This is a genomic window from Glutamicibacter sp. MCAF14, assembly GCF_052114325.1.
GTDB lineage: Bacteria > Actinomycetota > Actinomycetes > Actinomycetales > Micrococcaceae > Glutamicibacter > Glutamicibacter arilaitensis.
Genome location: NZ_JBFREO010000003.1, coordinates 1 through 16,363, shown reverse-complemented (window position 1 = coordinate 16,363; position 16,363 = coordinate 1). Strand labels below are relative to the sequence as shown.

Below are 16,363 nucleotides of genomic sequence, written 5' to 3'. Positions count from 1 at the left end.
ACAAATAATTTTATGAATATTTATTAGCGCGCGTGAATATTTCGCGGTAGAATCTGGTCATGACGATTTCAGTAGCTGTTTCCGGCGCCAGCGGATACGCCGGTGGCGAGGTGCTGCGCATCCTCGCGGCCCACCCCGAAGTAGAGATTGGCGCGATCACCGCCCATTCACAGGCCGGGCAGCGACTCGGCTCGATCGCACCGCACCTGCATGCGCTCGCCGATCGCGTACTGGTGGACACCACCGTGGAAAACCTCGCCGGGCACGACGTCGTGTTCCTGGCCCTGCCGCACGGAGCCTCGGCCGCCGTGGCCGCAGCCCTTCCCGAATCCACCCTGGTCATCGACGCCGGTGCGGACCACCGCCTGGAATCAGCCGTTGCGTGGAAGAAATTCTATGGCTCCGAGCATGCCGGCTTCTGGCCCTATGGCCTGCCTGAACTTCCCGGGCAGCGCGAAAAGCTGGTCGGCACCAAGCGCGTTGCGGTTCCCGGCTGCTACCCGACCGGCGCGCAGCTGGCCCTGGCCCCGGGTTTTGGAGCAGGACTGCTGGAGTCCGACGACGTAGTGATCGTCTCGGCCTCGGGCACCTCGGGCGCGGGCAAGTCGCTGAAGCCCAACCTGCTGGGCAGTGAAGTCATGGGCTCGATGAGCACCTACGGCGTGGGCGGCTCCCACCGCCACATCCCGGAAATGGAGCAGGGCTTCTCCAAGCTGGCCGGCGAACCGGTCACCGTCTCCTTCACCCCGACTCTGGCCCCGATGCCGCGCGGCATCCTGACCACCGCCACCGCCAAGGTCAAGGCAGGAGTCACCGAAGCGATGCTGCGCGAGGCCTGGACCGAGGCCTACGCCGGCGAGCTGTTCGTGCACTTGCTGCCCGAAGGCCAGTGGCCCACCACCGGAGCGGTGCAGGCCTCCAACCATGTCCAGCTGCAGCTGGCCTTCGACACCCACGCCAACCGCGTGATCGTCACCGCCGCACTGGATAACCTCACCAAGGGCACCGCAGGTGCCGCCGTCCAGTCGATGAACATCGCCTTGGGCCTGGAAGAAAACACCGGATTGCTCATGCAAGGAGTTGCACCGTGAGTCTTGCCCACACCAACACCCACCCATCGGCCGCCGCCACCGGCGTCACCGCCCCGGCAGGCTTCAGCGCCGCCGGCGTGCCAGCGGGCCTGAAGTCCACCGGCAAGAACGACGTGGTCGTGGTCAAGAACCACGGACCGGAATTCACCGCCGCCGGTGTCTTCACCTCCAACCGCGTGGCCGCCGCTCCGGTGCACTGGTCCAAGCAGGTGCTCGCCGATGGCCGCATCGACGCCGTAGTGCTCAACTCCGGGGGAGCCAACGCCTGCACCGGCGCCGAAGGCTTCGCCAACACCCACAAGACCGCCGAATACGTGGCGCAGCTGCTCGAAGTGTCCGCAGGTGACGTGGCCGTGGCTTCCACCGGCCTGATCGGCGAACAGCTGCCCATGGACAAGCTGCTTCCCGGCGTGAAGGCCGCTGCCGATACGCTGGCCGATGACCAGAACGCTTCGGACCAGGCTGCCGCCGGCATCATGACCACCGACACCGTGCCCAAGCTGGTCTCGCGCATCGTCGGCGAGTCCGGCTCCGGCCAGGTCATCATCGGCGGCATGGCCAAGGGCGCGGGAATGCTCGCCCCGGCACTGGCCACCATGCTGGTAGTGCTCACCACCGACGCGGTGCTCACCAGTCAACAGGCCGATGACGCACTGCGCGCGGCCACCGCGATGAGCTTCGACCGCGCGGACTCCGATGGCTGCATGTCCACCAACGACACCGTGCTGCTGCTGGCCTCCGGCGCCTCGGGAGCCGCCCCGGTGATGGAAGAATTCACCGCCGCGCTGACCGATGCCTGCTGCGAGCTGGCCGCGAAGCTGATCGAGGACGCCGAGGGCGCCGATCACACCATCGCGATCCGCACCTACAACGCCGCCACCGAAGCCGACGCCCTGGAAGTCTCCAAGGCCGTCTCGCGCTCCAACCTGGTCAAGACCGCGGTCTTCGGCAAGGACCCGAACTGGGGCCGAGTGCTCTCCGAGGTCGGCACCACCAAAGCCGCTTTCGAACCCGATGAGCTGAACGTGTCGATCAACGGCGTCATGGTCTGCAAGAACGGCGGGGTCGGCGAAGACCGCAACCTGGTCAACCTCGATGAGCGCAACGTATCCATCGAGATCGACCTGAATGCGGGCACCGAGCAAGCCACCGTGCTGACCAACGATTTGACCCACGACTACGTCCACGAGAACTCCGCCTACTCTTCCTAGGCAGAAACAAGGAACACTCCCATGGCCCAAACCATTCGCACCAACCTGGATATCGCCCAGTCCAAGGCCGAAGCGCTCATCGAGGCGCTGCCCTGGATCCAGCGCTTCGCCGGGACCACGATGGTCATCAAGTACGGTGGCAACGCAATGGTCAATGACCAGCTGCGCCGCGCCTTCGCCGAAGACATCGTGTTCCTGCGCCACGCCGGGGTCAACCCGGTCGTAGTGCACGGCGGCGGCCCGCAGATCAACAAGATGCTCGACACCTTGGGGATCGAATCAGAATTCCGCGGCGGGCTGCGCGTGACCACCCCCGAGGCCATGGACGTGGTGCGGATGGTGCTCACCGGCCAGGTGCAGCGCGATCTGGTGGGCCTGATCAACTCGCACGGCCCCTACTCGGTGGGCATGTCCGGCGAGGACGGCGCCACCTTGCAGGCAGTGCGCACCGGTACCATCGTCGACGGGCTGCCGGTGGACCTGGGACTGGTTGGCGAAGTCACCACCGTGCGCACCGACCAGGTGGATTCGCTGGTGGATGCCGGGATGATCCCGGTCATCTCCACCGTCGCCCCGGAATTCGACGAGCACGGCGAACCGACCGGTGCGGTGCTCAACGTCAACGCGGACACCGCCGCCGCGGCCCTGGCCAGCGCGCTGGGCGCCACCAAGCTGGTGATCCTCACCGACGTGGAGGGCCTGTACGCGGCCTGGCCGGACAAGTCCTCGCTGATCAGCTCGATCACCAACGACGAGCTGCGGCAGATGCTGCCATCGCTGGAATCGGGCATGATCCCGAAAATGGGTGCGTGCCTCAAGGCCGTGGACGAAGGCGTGGGCCAGGCCCACATCGTCGATGGCCGCGCCCCGCACTCGATGCTGCTGGAAATCTTCACCACCGCCGGCGTGGGCACCCAGGTGCTGCCCGCCGGAAAACCGAACTGCGCTGCGAACACCGCAAAGAAGGATGCATAGTGAGCCAGAACGCCGCTGAAACCACCGCCGCACAGCTGGCCGCCAACCCGGCCCCGGAAGTCACCGAACTGACCGGGCTCTCCTCTAAGGCGCTGTCGGAACGCTACTCCAAGTCGCTGCTGGGTGTCTTCGGCACCCCGCAGCGCGTGCTGGTGCGCGGGGCCGGCTGCCACGTCTGGGACGCGGATGGCAACCAGTACCTGGATCTGCTCGGCGGCATCGCGGTGAACACCCTGGGCCACGGGCACCCGCTGCTCACTTCTGTGATCACCAGCCAGCTGGCCACCCTGGGGCACGTGTCGAACTTCTTCACCAGCCCCAGCCAGATCGCACTGGCCGAAAAGCTGCTGGAAATCTCCGCCGCACCGGCTGGCTCCAAGGTCTTCTTCGCCAACTCCGGCACCGAAGCCAATGAGGCAGCACTGAAGCTCACCCGCCGCAACGCCGGCACCGAAGCTGCCCCGCGCACCAAGGTGATCGCCCTGGAACACTCCTTCCACGGCCGCACCCTGGGCGCACTGTCGCTGACCTACAAGGAAAAGTACCGCGCACCCTTCGCCCCGCTGCCTGAGAATGTCAGCTGGATCCCGGCCGGGGACATCGAGGCGCTGCGTGCTGCGGTAGACGAGACCGTGTCCGCAGTCTTCATCGAGCCAATCCAAGGCGAAGCCGGCGTGCTGGAACTGAGCACCGAATACCTGCAGGCCGCCCGCGAGATCACCCGCGACTCCGGCGCCCTGCTGGTCTTGGACGAGGTGCAGACCGGCATGGGCCGCACCGGCCAATTCTTCGCCTCGGCACCGGTGATCCCGGATGTCATGACCCTGGCCAAGGGCCTGGGCGGCGGCTTCCCGATCGGCGCGATGATCGTCTTCGGCCAGGAAAACACTGCCTGGCTGACCCCGGGCGATCATGGCACCACCTTCGGCGGGAACCCGGTGGCCTGCGCCGCCGGCCTGGCGGTCATCCACACCATCGAGAAGGAAAACCTGCTGGCCCATGTGCGCGCCACCGGTGACTGGCTGCGCGAGCAGCTGGCCGGCATCCAGGGCATCGGCGCGGTACGCGGTGCCGGGCTGCTCACCGCCTTCGAACTGAAAAGCGCCAACGCCCCGAAGCTGGTCACCGCCGCACTGGATGCCGGATTCATAGTGAACGCCACCGATGAGAAGACCATCCGCCTGGCCCCGCCGCTGGTGATCACCACCGAGCAGCTGGCCACCCTGGTCACCGCCCTCCCGCAGCTGATCAGCGCCGCCAGCTAGAGGCCCCCGAGAACTTTCGCGTCACCCCTGCGACCCCTAAGGATTAACAACATGAGCGCAACCCGCCACTTCTTGACCGACCTTGATTTCACCCCCGACGAGCAGTCCAAGGTCCTGGACCTGGCTGCCAAGATGAAGGCCGACAAGTACGGCTTCAAGCCCTACGCCGGCCCGCAGTCCGTCGCGGTCTTCTTCGACAAGACCTCCACGCGCACCCGTGTCTCCTTCCACGCCGGCATCTCCGAGCTGGGCGGCTCCCCGCTGATCATCAACTCGCTGGACTCGCAGCTGGGCCACAAGGAGTCCATCTCCGACTCGGCCAAGGTCCTTGCGCGCATGGTCTCCACCATCGTGTGGCGCACCTTTGCGCAGTCGGGCCTGGAAGAAATGGCCGCGAATTCGGCGGTGCCGGTGATCAATGCGCTGAGCGACGACTACCACCCCTGCCAGCTGATCGCCGACCTACTCACCGTGCGCGAGCACAAGGGCAAAACGCAGGGCCTGACCATGGCCTACCTGGGCGACGCGGCGAATAACATGGCCAACTCCTACCTGCTGGCTGGAGTCACCGCCGGCATGCACGTGCGCATCGCCGGCCCCGAAGGCTACCTGCCGGACGCCGCAATCATCGCCGCCGCAGAAATCCGCGCCGAAACCACCGGCGCGTCGATCATGATCACCACCGATGCCGCCGCCGCACTGGCTGATGCCGACGTCGTGGTCACCGACACCTGGGTGTCGATGGGCCAGGAAGACGAGAAGGAAGCACGCCTGAAGCTGTTCACCGACTACTCGGTGACCGCCGAAGCGATGAAGCTAGCCAAGGACGACGCGATCGTGCTGCACTGCCTGCCTGCCTACCGCGGCTACGAAATCGACGCCGAGGTGATCGACGGCCCGCAATCAGTAGTGTTCGACGAAGCCGAAAACCGCGTGCACGCGCAGAAGGCCGTGATGACCTGGCTGATGGTCGCCTCCGGCCTTGCCGAAGACCCACGAGTGGAGCTCTAGCATGTCCTCCCAACCCAGCACGAAAACCGCCCGCCAGGCCCGCATCCGAGCCTTCCTAGGCAACAACTCGGTCAAATCCCAGGCCGAACTGCTCGGGCTGCTCAAGGACGACGGGCTGGAAGTCACCCAGGCCACGCTCTCGCGCGACCTGGTGGAAATCGGGGCGGTGCGCATCCGCGACAATTCCGGGCAGCTGATCTACGCGGTGCGCCAGGAAGGCGGGGACCGTTCCCCGAAGACCGCCATCACCCAGGAAGTGCTCGACGCGCGCCTGGCCAAGATCTGCGCCGAGCAGCTGGTCACCGCCGAAGCCTCCGGGAACATCGTGGTGCTGCGCACCCCGCCAGGGGCCGCCAACCTGCTGGCCCTGGCCATCGACCACTCGCAGATGCCCTCGATCCTGGGCTGCATCGCCGGGGATGACACCATCATGGTGACCACCCGTGCGGTGGACGGCGGCGCGGATGTTGCCGCCCGCTTCCTGCAGCTGGCCGAACCGCGCTAGCCGCCCCGGCCTGCAGCAATCGAAACCGCTACGCACTTATCCACAGTCCGTGGCGGTTTCGCCGTCTCCACGCACGATCAGCACCATTCTCGATGCATGGAACAAGCACGCAGCGCCCGCATCCAGCCAGCTAGCCTGGTGGACCTTGGCACAGCGCTGGCCACCGTGGCACAGCAGCTTTGCTCAGGCACCGCACTGAGCGCGCAACAGCTGCTGCGCGCTGAAGGAACCTGCCTGGACTTGTTCGCAACCTTGGGCGCCCAGGCCGCACAGAGCACCGATCCCCGTCTGGCCCTGGCTCATGCAATCTTCGCCCAAGCCTTCGGCCAGCGGGCCACCGCCGCGAATATCGCCGCCGCCAGCCTCGTGGAAACCACTGCGGCCCACGCTCTGGATCTTCAAGAATTCGAGAACCTGCACGCAGGCACCACTGATTTCAGCGCCCCTCCGTGTTTTGCCCCGGGCCGCACCGTCTACCGCGACGCACCCACCGTGCTGGCCGCGTTGCTGGATTTGAACTATTTCGAGGCCGACCGCCGGGTCAAGGACGCCCATCTGCTCTACGCCCGCAAGGACATCTCCGGCGCGGCCTGCGCTCCCCGGTTCACCAAGCTGGCCCAATGCTTCGCCGGCTCACCGCTCCAATCCCCGCACGATGCCCCGGCAACCGCCGCAGCCTCCACCGCACCTGGCGGCTGGGCCCTGCCGGATCTGCACCAGCTGCCCGATCCACGCGAAGTGCTCAAAACTGCCCGCGCGCTGGATAAATTCGAGCCCGAAGACGCCACCTTCGACGGGCTGCCTAGCTACGCCACCGCCAAAGCCGCCGACGGCAGCTTGCTCGAAGACCAGGCCGCGGCGCACCTGCGCGACGAGAAGATCAGCATCCGCCAGAAACGCATCAATGGATTGATCAAGGACTACAAGGACGCGCATCAGCAGACCAAGACTCCCAAGCTGGGGCTGTTCCGCGGCAAAGTAGTCAACGGCGTGCATGAATACATCATCCGGGTCCGCGAACTTGATGCAGAACTCTGGGAATCGCTGATTGCCCAGGCCGATAACAAGCGCACCCAGGCCGGAGCAGCCGCACGCAAGGCCGCAGGCTTGGACACCGGTACCGGCACCGGCAGCCAGGAGCAGGAGTCTGCGGAAGATCAGCCGCACCCCGAAAATTTCGACGGCGATGACAATTGCGCCGGCGACGAAGCAGCCAGCAACCACGCATCCGAGGAAGACTCATCGCACGAGGAATCACCCGATGAAGAGCAGTCCGGCGAACAAGCCGAAGGGGAGCAGCAAATGCTCACCGACGAGCTGTGGAGCAGCGACCAACCGCCACCGCCGTGGGCCGGTGCCCAGTCCCAAGATTCGCGGAACGCGGATCCGCCGGATTCGAAGCTGCTGGCCCCGCCCGTCCTGGGCACGCCGGATACCTGCACGGTGCCCGAACGGCGGCTCAACGCGCTGAACGCCATCTTGCGGAATATCGGCCCCGGGAGCAGCGGCAAACGCATCACCCCGGAAATCGTGGTGCACGCGCGATACGAAGACCTCCAGGATCTGGGATCGCTCACCGGAATTACTGCCCACGGGATCAAGCTCTCCGCGCCGCAGCTGCGCACCATGCTCTGCGAAGCCAAAGTGCTCAGCCCGATCTACAACGCCGACGGGGTCATCATGGATATCGGCCGCGACTCCAGGCTCTTCCCGCGCTGGATGAAATTGGCCGCCCGCGACCGCGACGGCGGCTGCCTGGTCCCGGGCTGCACCATGGATCCGGCCCTGATCGAATTCCACCACTTCGAACCGTGGGCCAAGGGAGGCCGAACCAGGCTCCAGGACTGTTGTCCGTTGTGCTCGCTGCACCACACCATGGTCCATGCCGGCTAGCTCAAGTTGGTCAAGATCAAGGGACTGCCCTATGTCATCTTGCCCAAGCACTTGGATCCGCAGCAGTTGCCTCGGCGCAATACCTACTTCGCCCGCGCCTAGCCGGCGCCATCCCTCGAGCGGGAATCAAACCAGCCTGCCCAACCAACAGGACCCAAGCATCACTGCCGCGCCCTCCACTAGGAGAGCGCGGCAGTTGTGCGGTGGTTGGAGGCAGGCTGCGTGATCAGGCGGCGATGTCCTCCACGGCAGCCAAGGAGAAGGCCCGCTCGAAGGCGGCCTGCACCTCATCGGTATGCGCGACCAGAATGATCTTGTGGATCGGCGAAATATGCTTGTTCGTCTCGACCCACCGGCTGATCGCTACGTGGGCGATATCGGCAACCTGCCCGGGATCCCAGCCGAATGCTCCGGCACCGATGGCCGGGAACGCGACCGAGTGCGCCTCATGGCGTGCGGCTACGTACAACGAGTTCACGAAGCAGTCGTCCAGGATCTTCGGGTTCGGCTTGACCGGGTTCGCGGTGGCCAGTGCCAGATTCGGTGCAGCCGTATGGATGACCCACTTGGCGTGCAGGTTTCCGGCCTTGGTAGCCACGGCTATGCCGGAAGGGATTCCATCGGGGTAGCGGTTGGCCCGGATTTCTCGACAGGCAGCCAGCAGAGAAGGGCCAGCGGCGGTGTGGATGGCCCCATCGACGCCACCGCCGCCGAGTAGCGAAGGATTGGCGGCATTGACAATGGCATCAACATGCAGGGTGGTGATGTCACCCCGGTACAACTGGATTTCCATTTGGGACCTCCGAAGAACGTTCCGTATCGGCTCTGTAGTTCACACCATACGCCGGGGCGCACCGGACCGGAAGAGGGAAAACCTAAGGTTTGCTGCGTGTTCGGTCAGCTGGCTTGCCGGTGGGTGCCGGCGGCCCAGCCAAGGCCTGTGATGCATGAATCGGCGCAAGTTTGCATAATTATGAGGTTCATTGCATAAAGCTTTGCTAGAGTAGGGATCAGCTTAAGTTTTTCTCCGGCAGAAAGGAACGGGCCATGGCCTCGTCAACAAATGAAGGATCGCTCTGGGGCGGTCGCTTCTCCGGCGGCCCAGCGGATGCAATGGCAGCGCTGAGCAAGTCCACCCACTTCGACTGGCGCCTGGCCAGCTACGACATTGCCGGTTCCCGCGCCCACGCCAAGGTCCTGAACCGTGCCGGTCTGCTCACCGATGCCGAACTGGCTGACATGATCACCGCGCTGGACCAGCTCGAAGCCGACGTCATTTCCGAAGCCTACGTCGCAGCTGAAACCGACGAAGACGTCCACGGCTCGCTGGAACGCGGCCTGCTGGAACGCGCCGGCACCGCACTGGGTGGCAAGCTGCGCGCCGGCCGTTCGCGCAACGACCAGATCGCCACCCTGGGCCGTATGTTCCTGCGCGATCACGCCCGGATCATCGCCCGTGGCATCATCGACACCCTTGAGGCCATGGTCGAACAGGTCAAGGCTCACCCATACGCACCGATGCCGGGCCGCACCCACCTGCAGCACGCCCAGCCGATCCTGCTCTCGCACCTGCTGCTGGCCTACTCCTGGCCGCTGCTGCGCGACGTGCAGCGCCTGGTCGACTGGGACAAGCGCGCCGCGGTGTCCCCATACGGTTCCGGCGCACTGGCCGGCCAGACGCTGGGCCTGGACCCGAACTTCGTCGCCGCTGAACTGGGCTTCGACTCGGCCGTGCACAACTCCATCGACGGCACCGCCGCCCGCGACGTCTTCGCCGAGTTCTCCTGGATCGCCGCGATGATCGGCGTGGACCTCTCGCGCGTCTCGGAAGAAGTCATCCTCTGGGCCACCAAGGAGTTCAGCTTTGTGAAGCTGCACGATTCCTTCTCCACCGGCTCCTCGATCATGCCGCAGAAGAAGAACCCGGACATCGCCGAGCTGGCCCGTGGCAAGGCAGGACGCCTGATCGGCGACTTGACCGGCCTGCTGGCCACCCTCAAGGCACTGCCGCTGGCCTACAACCGCGACCTGCAGGAAGACAAGGAACCGGTCTTCGATGCCGCGGACACCCTGGAAATGCTGCTCCCAGCAATGGCCGGCATGATGGGTACCTTGACCTTCAACACCGAGCGCATGGCCGAACTGGCGCCACAGGGCTTCGCCTTGGCCACCGACATCGCCGAATGGCTGGTCCGCCAGGGAGTGCCCTTCCGTGACGCCCACGAGCTGTCCGGCGCTGCCGTGCAGCTGGCTGAATCGCGCGGCGTGGAGCTGTGGGATCTGACCGACGAAGAATACGCCGGCATCTCCGAGCACCTGACCCCTCAGGTTCGCGAAGTGCTCTCCACCGAGGGCTCGCTGAACGCCCGCAACGGCCAGGGTGGTACCGCTCCGAGTGCCGTGGCGGCACAGCTGGTCGAGTTCGAGCGCCAGCTGGCGCAGATCAAGGACTGGGCCAAGTAGCACCAGTTAGTTTCACAGGGCCAACGGCAAGAACTCTTGCCGGTGGCCCTGTGCGCTTTAGCGGCGTTCAATCGACCCTTGCGCTTTTATCCCCGGTTCGCGATAAAGTGTGCTTCATGACACAACTTTTGGCGCCGGGTGAACTTATCGCACAGGTCACCACCGCATTGGACGAACTGTCCGTACAGCTTCGCGACGTTCCGGACACGCAGTACCCCAAGCCAAGTTCGCTGCCGGGCTGGAGTACTGCCCAGCTGATCGCGCATCTGGCTTCTTTCGCCAAGGCCGCGGTGCGCCAATTCGAGAATGCCGGCGCTGAGCAGCCTCCTGCCATGTACGACGGGGGAGCGGAGGGCCGGATCGAGGCGATCAACATGACCGCGCTGATGCGTCCAGAATCCTTGCGGGCCCTGGCCTCCGACGCACTCGCGCAGCTTCGCGCCGCCCTGCCCGGGGTGGAAGCCAAATGGGAGGCCCCGGTGGGCTACCGCCCCACGGCCACCGCTGCGGACATGATGTACGCGACCTGGCGCGAGATGCTGATCCACGCCACCGACTTGGATGAATTCGTGCGCCCGGCCGCCAGCTGGCCACCGGCCTTCAGCGAACACCTGTTCCGTGCGCTGTCCGCCCGTGTGCCGCAGGGTACTCGTCTGGTGCTTCAGCCGCATGGCAAGACCCCGATTGTCTTGGGCGAAGGTGCGAAGTCCTGGGTGCTCTCCGGGACCGACTTCGATCTGGCCGCCTGGATGGCCGGACGTCCGGCATCCGGCCCGGTCCAGGTCACCGCGGCCGCCGACGGAGCAGCGGATCCGAAGCTGCTGCCGTGGCCAAGTGACCGCTTGATGAACCGCTAGGCTGGAAATTTATCAGCGCAGCTGCATGGGAAGCGGCGAAAATGTGCTCATGATTATGCACGATCATGCAACTTCCCGCGGCCAAAGGGACTAAAATTGGTAGCCGTGACTACTTCTGAGAGCATTAGCGACCTGCTGGACCGACTGTGCGAGATCGTTCCCGACTACCCGCAGCCGGGCATCTCCTTCAAGGACCTCACTCCGGTCTTTGCCGACGCGAGTGGCCTGCGCCGCATGGTCGACGCACTGATCGCTCCCTTCGAAGGGCAGTTCGACATTGTCGCTGGCCTCGAAGCGCGCGGCTTCGTGCTGGCTGCCGCCGCGGCTTACGCCTCGGGCAAGGGCATGCTGACCATCCGCAAGGCCGGCAAGCTGCCGCGCGAGGTCTACCGCGACGAGTACACCCTGGAATACGGCACCGGCTGCCTTGAAGTGCATAAGGACGAGATCGCCCCGGGCACCCGCGTGCTGATCCTGGACGATGTGCTGGCCACCGGCGGTACAGTCAGCTCCTCGGTGCGCCTGCTGGAGCAGACCGGCGCCAAAATCGCCGGCGTCGGCGTGGTGCTGGAACTTGATGGCCTGAACGGCCGGGACAAGCTGCCAGGGCAGAACGTCGTGTCGCTGCAGGTCGTCCACTCCTAAACCAGCCTTCTGGCGCATCGGTGGCGGTAATAATCCGCCATGATTCCACGCCGCTGGCGAACAGCTGGCGAACCGCTGGTGGGTGCATGCCGGGCAACGCTGGGAGCCCGGCGCGCGATTACCTGCGCCGGGTTAAAGGCGCGTATCATTATCTGTCCTGTGTTTTTACGTGGGAACCGTTTTTTCGTAGGGTCCGGTGCTTTGCGCAGCGGCACATTTCGAGCGCGAGGGGAATCTAGGTTGACCGATACGATCCATGCCGATCTGTTAGCTGAATCCGATTATGTGGGCCGGCTGTACGCACGGCTTGATGAGCTGCGCGCCGAAAAGGTGCAGCAGCTCGAACGTACCCGGGCACAGGGTGCCATCGGCACCTTCCAGAACATGTCCGAGCGCGACTCGTTCGCTACCCTCTATGAGGACCGGATCGCCCAGCTCGATGCCGTCGAGGACCGCCTGGTCTTCGGCCGCCTGGACATGGCCGGCAACGGCCAGGAGCAGGCCGAAGATCCTGGAACCGGCAGCTCCCCGCGCTACATCGGGCGCATCGGGCTCTCGGATGACGAGCTGAACCGGATGATGATCGACTGGCGCGCTTCCGAGGCTGCTCCGTTCTACCAGGCCACCGCGCTGAATCCGCGCGGGGTGCGCCGCCGCCGCCACCTGATGCTCTCCGGACGCACCGTGGCCGGCATCGAAGACGACGTGCTCGATGAAACCTGGCTCGATGAGGGCCACACCCACCACGGCGAAGGCGCGCTGATGGCGGCCCTGCGTGAGAAGCGCACCGGCCGCATGGGCGACATCGTGGGCACCATCCAGGCCGAGCAGGACGCGATCATCCGTGCCGGTCTGCCCGGCGCCGTGGTCGTCCAGGGTGGTCCGGGCACCGGCAAGACCGCCGTTGCGCTGCACCGCGCGGCCTTCCTGCTTTACGAATACCGCGAACGGCTGAAGAACGCCGGCGTGCTGATCGTGGGCCCGTCGAACTCCTTCATGCGCTACATCGAGCGCGTGCTGCCTTCGCTGGGTGAAACCGGCGTGGTCATGTCCTCGGTGGGCGAGCTGTACCACGGGCTGCATGCCGTGCCGGAAACCAACCGCACCGTGGCACGCCTCAAGGGCCAGCTGTCCATGGCCAAGGTGATCGCCAATACCGTGCGCAACCGCCAGCGGCTGATTCCGGAAACCCGCACTGTGGTGGTGGAGGGAACCCGCTTGTCGCTGACCCCGAAAATGGTCAAGAATGCGCGCGAACGGGCCCGCCACACCCACAAGCCCTACAACGAGGCCCGCGAGACCTTCGTGAAGGTGCTGGTGGGGGACCTGGCTGAACAGCTGCGCCGCAAGCTGGAGGAATCGGCCGGGCAGTCCTCGACCACCGACCGCTCCTACCTGCCGCAGGAAGTACGCGAGTCCCACGACGTGCGCGTGGCGCTGAACCTGTGCTGGATGCCGATGACCCCGCGGCAGCTGGTTGCCGAGCTCTTCGCCACCCCGCACCTTTTGGCCGCCGCGGCCCCGCATCTGAAGGAAAAGGACCGCGACGCCCTGTACCGCCGGGCCAACTCGCCGTTCACCGAGGCCGATGTGCCGCTGCTTGATGAGGCCGCGCAGCTGCTGGGCGAATTTGCGGACCCGCTGGCCGGGGCGCACACCGCCCAGTACGAAGCCGACGTGGAAAACGCGAAGGCCGCGCTGCTCAATATGCACACCATGCTGGAAAACGCCGGCATCGACGGGGTAGTGACCGCAGAACAGGTCGCCGGAGTGAACCAGGAGACCGCGGCGCGTTTGACGGCGGCCGAACGTGCGGTTTCGGATCGTACCTGGGCCTACGGGCACATCGTCGTCGATGAAGCCCAGGAGCTCTCGCCGATGCAGTGGCGCCTGCTGGTGCGCCGCTGCCCGATGAAGTCCTTCACCATCGTGGGCGATATCGCGCAGACCTCGGCCGCTTCGGGGGCCAGCAGCTGGTCCCAGGCCTTGGAACCGTTCTTCGGCGACCGCTTCGAGCTTGAAGAGCTGACGGTCAACTACCGCACCCCGGCACAGATCGCCGACGCGGCAGTGCGCGTTGCCCAGGCCGCTGGCCTGCGCATCACCACCCCGCAAGCGGTGCGCGAAGGCGACTGGCCACCGGTCCTGACCAAGACCACCGAAGCGCAGGTTGAGGCGACCTTGCTCGACGCCTTGGCCCAGGAGCTGGAGTACTCGGTCGGGGGGCTGCAGGCGGTCATCGTTCCGCAGCAGGACCTGCACCGGGTGCGTGCCGCGGTCACCGCAGTGCATGGGGATCGGGTGGGTACCGGTTCGGGCGGACTGAGCCAGGACATCGTGGTGATCACCGCCCGCGAATCCAAGGGCCTGGAGTTCGACGGCGTGCTGATCCTGGAGCCGGCAGAGCTGGTGGACGAGGTCGATGGCGGTGTCGGCGATCTGTACGTGGCGATGACCCGTACTACCCAGCGCCTGCACGTGGTCCACACCCGCCAGCTTCCCGAAGGCTTGGAGCAGTAGCCTCATCGCTTTGGCCCGCGCCCATTACGGGGCGTTGCCAATGTGACCAAGGGCGAAGCCGGGCGAGTAGCACTTGCCCGCTGCCAAGCGATAACCTTGAAGCTATGCGCCGGTAGGCAACCCCAACTAGCGGCGCGAACTAAGGTGCAAGTGCCATCGCACCATGCACTCGGGGCAGATCGAAGACAGAAAATGGTCACAGTGAGCATCTCTGATACGAAGCAGAATCCCGTGATTGCGGGACAGGGCAACGACGCATCTTTCGAGAACGTCTGGCAAGAATTGAAGTGGCGCGGCCTGGTGCACGTGTCCACCGACGAAGCCGAGCTGGAACGTGCCCTGTCCGAAGAGACTGTGACCTACTATTGCGGGTTCGACCCCACCGCGCCGTCGCTGCACCTGGGCAACCTCGTGCAGTTGCTGAACATGCGCCGCCTGCAGCTGGCCGGCCACAAGCCGCTGGCATTGGTGGGAGGTTCCACCGGTTTGATCGGCGATCCACGCCAAACCGCTGAGCGCACCTTGAATACCAAGGAGACGGTGACCGAATGGGTCTCCAAGCTCCAAGCACAGGTCTCGCGCTTCTTGTCCAATGAGGGCGAGAACGCGGTGCAGCTGGTGAACAACCTGGACTGGACGCAGCAGCTTTCGGCACTGGACTTCCTGCGCGACGTGGGGAAGTACTTCCGTGTGGGCACCATGGTCAAGAAGGAGATCGTCGCCGCGCGCCTGAACTCCGACGAGGGCATCAGCTACACCGAGTTCTCCTACCAGGTGTTGCAGGGATACGACTTCCTGGAGCTGAACCGCCAGTACGGCTGCACCCTGCAGACCGGTGGTTCGGACCAGTGGGGCAACCTGACCAGCGGCACCGACCTGATCCGCAAGGTCCAGGGCAACTCGGTACACGCCTACGGCACCCCGCTGATCACCAACTCCGATGGCACCAAGTTCGGCAAGTCCGAGGGCAACGCCATTTGGCTGGATGCTGAAATGTGCAGCCCGTACACCTTCTACCAGTTCTGGTTGAACGCTTCGGATGCCGACGTGATCGACCGCCTGAAGGTCTTCACCTTCCTGACCCGCAAGCAGATCGCGGAACTGGAAACCGAAGTTGCCGAGCGTCCGTTCAAGCGCATCGCCCAGCGCACCCTGGCTTGGGAAGTGACTTCTCTGGTCCATGGTCAGCAGGCGACAGAGCAGGTCATTGCCGCTTCGGCTGCAGTCTTCGGCAACGGCGATCTGGCTGCGATCGATCTTCCGACCCTGGAATCTGTAATCGCGGAGCTGCCAACGGCGAAGGTCGAGGCAGATAACCTGGGCATTCTCAATGTCTTGGTTGCCTCGGGCTTGAGCAAGTCGTTGTCCGAAGCTCGTCGCACCGTGAATGAAGGTGGCGCCTACGTGAATAACGAAAAGGTGGCCGGCATCGACACCGAACTGGCCGAGGCAGATTTCCTGCACGGTCGTTATGCGATCTTGCGCAGAGGCAAGAAGAACATGGCAGTAGTTGAACTAGCCAAGTAAGCCACGGGCACTGCCCAATACACGAAACCGCCAGAAAAACTTGTGAAGCAAGACACTTTTCTGGCGGTTTTGTTGTACCTAAATCCAAAACTGCCTAGTCAACCAATGATTAGTGGAAGAAAGTAGGTTGGTTGGCCGATTTTGCGTGCCTCTGGAATCCGTGTACAGTTTTATCTCGCACCGCTGATCCGGACGGCCTGAAAAGGCGCGAAGGAGTCGGCGGGGTGAACAAGACGGAAACGTCGAGTTGGCAACGGTCAACTTGGTGGTAAGCTTGTAAAGTTGCTCCGGAGCGAAGCAGCCATCGAAGGTCTGGTGGTTGTGGTGTCGAGAGTGTTTGTTGTTTGAGAACTCAATAGTGTGCCAAGTTTGTTGATACCGAATATTTATTTTATTTGGT

The 16,363-nt window shown here is 64.6% G+C and carries 13 protein-coding genes; 12 read left to right on the top strand and 1 reads right to left on the bottom strand.

Annotated features, from left to right (window positions below; genetic code table 11):
* Window positions 1-59 precede the first annotated feature (59 nt).
* The 7 genes from argC (at window position 60) to AB4Y71_RS05440 (ending at window position 7,951) form a co-directional block, all read left to right on the top strand.
* Window positions 60-1,091 (top strand): N-acetyl-gamma-glutamyl-phosphate reductase, encoded by a 1,032-nt coding sequence (gene argC, locus AB4Y71_RS05470; RefSeq protein ID WP_013348499.1) that lies wholly within the window; start codon window positions 60-62, stop codon window positions 1,089-1,091.
* A complete protein-coding gene (argJ, locus tag AB4Y71_RS05465; RefSeq protein WP_013348500.1) occupies window positions 1,088-2,302 on the top strand; it encodes a bifunctional glutamate N-acetyltransferase/amino-acid acetyltransferase ArgJ in 1,215 nt (404 codons plus the stop codon). The genes argC and argJ overlap by 4 nt, the downstream gene beginning before the upstream one ends.
* Before the next feature lie 21 nt (window positions 2,303-2,323).
* Window positions 2,324-3,277 carry an acetylglutamate kinase gene (gene argB / locus AB4Y71_RS05460; RefSeq protein ID WP_013348501.1) on the top strand — a complete coding sequence of 318 codons (954 nt, stop codon included), beginning with the start codon at window positions 2,324-2,326 and terminating at the stop codon, window positions 3,275-3,277.
* Window positions 3,277-4,542, top strand: coding sequence for an acetylornithine transaminase (locus AB4Y71_RS05455; RefSeq protein WP_441718528.1), 1,266 nt, complete (start codon window positions 3,277-3,279; stop codon window positions 4,540-4,542). Before argB ends, AB4Y71_RS05455 begins: the two co-directional genes overlap by 1 nt.
* Window positions 4,543-4,593: 51 nt before the next feature.
* Complete coding sequence (gene argF / locus AB4Y71_RS05450) at window positions 4,594-5,553, top strand: ornithine carbamoyltransferase (RefSeq protein ID WP_441687571.1); 960 nt, start codon at window positions 4,594-4,596, stop codon at window positions 5,551-5,553.
* Window position 5,554: 1 nt separating this feature from the next.
* Window positions 5,555-6,058, top strand: coding sequence for an arginine repressor (locus tag AB4Y71_RS05445; protein ID WP_013348504.1), 504 nt, complete (start codon window positions 5,555-5,557; stop codon window positions 6,056-6,058).
* Between the two features lie 96 nt (window positions 6,059-6,154).
* Window positions 6,155-7,951 carry an HNH endonuclease signature motif containing protein gene (locus tag AB4Y71_RS05440; protein WP_441718525.1) on the top strand — a complete coding sequence of 599 codons (1,797 nt, stop codon included), beginning with the start codon at window positions 6,155-6,157 and terminating at the stop codon, window positions 7,949-7,951.
* 226 nt (window positions 7,952-8,177) lie between these two features.
* On the opposite strand, the gene AB4Y71_RS05435 is transcribed toward AB4Y71_RS05440, so the two are convergent.
* Window positions 8,178-8,744: a macro domain-containing protein gene (locus AB4Y71_RS05435; protein WP_441718523.1), complete on the bottom strand. Its 567-nt coding sequence runs from the start codon at window positions 8,742-8,744 to the stop codon at window positions 8,178-8,180.
* Between the two features lie 254 nt (window positions 8,745-8,998).
* Between AB4Y71_RS05435 and argH the strand changes: the two genes are divergently transcribed.
* From argH to tyrS, 5 genes are all read left to right on the top strand, one after another.
* A complete protein-coding gene (argH, locus tag AB4Y71_RS05430; RefSeq protein ID WP_134781004.1) occupies window positions 8,999-10,414 on the top strand; it encodes an argininosuccinate lyase in 1,416 nt (471 codons plus the stop codon).
* A gap of 116 nt (window positions 10,415-10,530) precedes the next feature.
* Entirely contained in the window at window positions 10,531-11,271 is a 741-nt protein-coding gene (locus tag AB4Y71_RS05425; protein ID WP_441718520.1) for a maleylpyruvate isomerase family mycothiol-dependent enzyme, read from the top strand.
* Window positions 11,272-11,367: 96 nt separating this feature from the next.
* A complete protein-coding gene (locus tag AB4Y71_RS05420) occupies window positions 11,368-11,916 on the top strand; it encodes an adenine phosphoribosyltransferase (RefSeq protein WP_013348509.1) in 549 nt (182 codons plus the stop codon).
* A gap of 240 nt (window positions 11,917-12,156) precedes the next feature.
* Entirely contained in the window at window positions 12,157-14,436 is a 2,280-nt protein-coding gene (locus AB4Y71_RS05415; RefSeq protein WP_441718519.1) for a HelD family protein, read from the top strand.
* Window positions 14,437-14,637: 201 nt separating this feature from the next.
* Window positions 14,638-15,963, top strand: a complete 1,326-nt coding sequence (gene tyrS, locus AB4Y71_RS05410) for a tyrosine--tRNA ligase (protein ID WP_441718516.1) — start codon at window positions 14,638-14,640, stop codon at window positions 15,961-15,963.
* Window positions 15,964-16,363 lie beyond the last annotated feature (400 nt).

Coding starts and splice junctions, on each gene's coding strand:
- argC (WP_013348499.1), top strand. CDS start 60: ATGACGATTTCAGTAGCTGTTTCCGGCGCCAGCGGATACGCCGGTGGC.
- argB (WP_013348501.1), top strand. CDS start 2,324: ATGGCCCAAACCATTCGCACCAACCTGGATATCGCCCAGTCCAAGGCC.
- argF (WP_441687571.1), top strand. CDS start 4,594: ATGAGCGCAACCCGCCACTTCTTGACCGACCTTGATTTCACCCCCGAC.
- AB4Y71_RS05445 (WP_013348504.1), top strand. CDS start 5,555: ATGTCCTCCCAACCCAGCACGAAAACCGCCCGCCAGGCCCGCATCCGA.
- AB4Y71_RS05440 (WP_441718525.1), top strand. CDS start 6,155: ATGGAACAAGCACGCAGCGCCCGCATCCAGCCAGCTAGCCTGGTGGAC.
- AB4Y71_RS05435 (WP_441718523.1), bottom strand. CDS start 8,744: ATGGAAATCCAGTTGTACCGGGGTGACATCACCACCCTGCATGTTGAT.
- argH (WP_134781004.1), top strand. CDS start 8,999: ATGGCCTCGTCAACAAATGAAGGATCGCTCTGGGGCGGTCGCTTCTCC.
- AB4Y71_RS05425 (WP_441718520.1), top strand. CDS start 10,531: ATGACACAACTTTTGGCGCCGGGTGAACTTATCGCACAGGTCACCACC.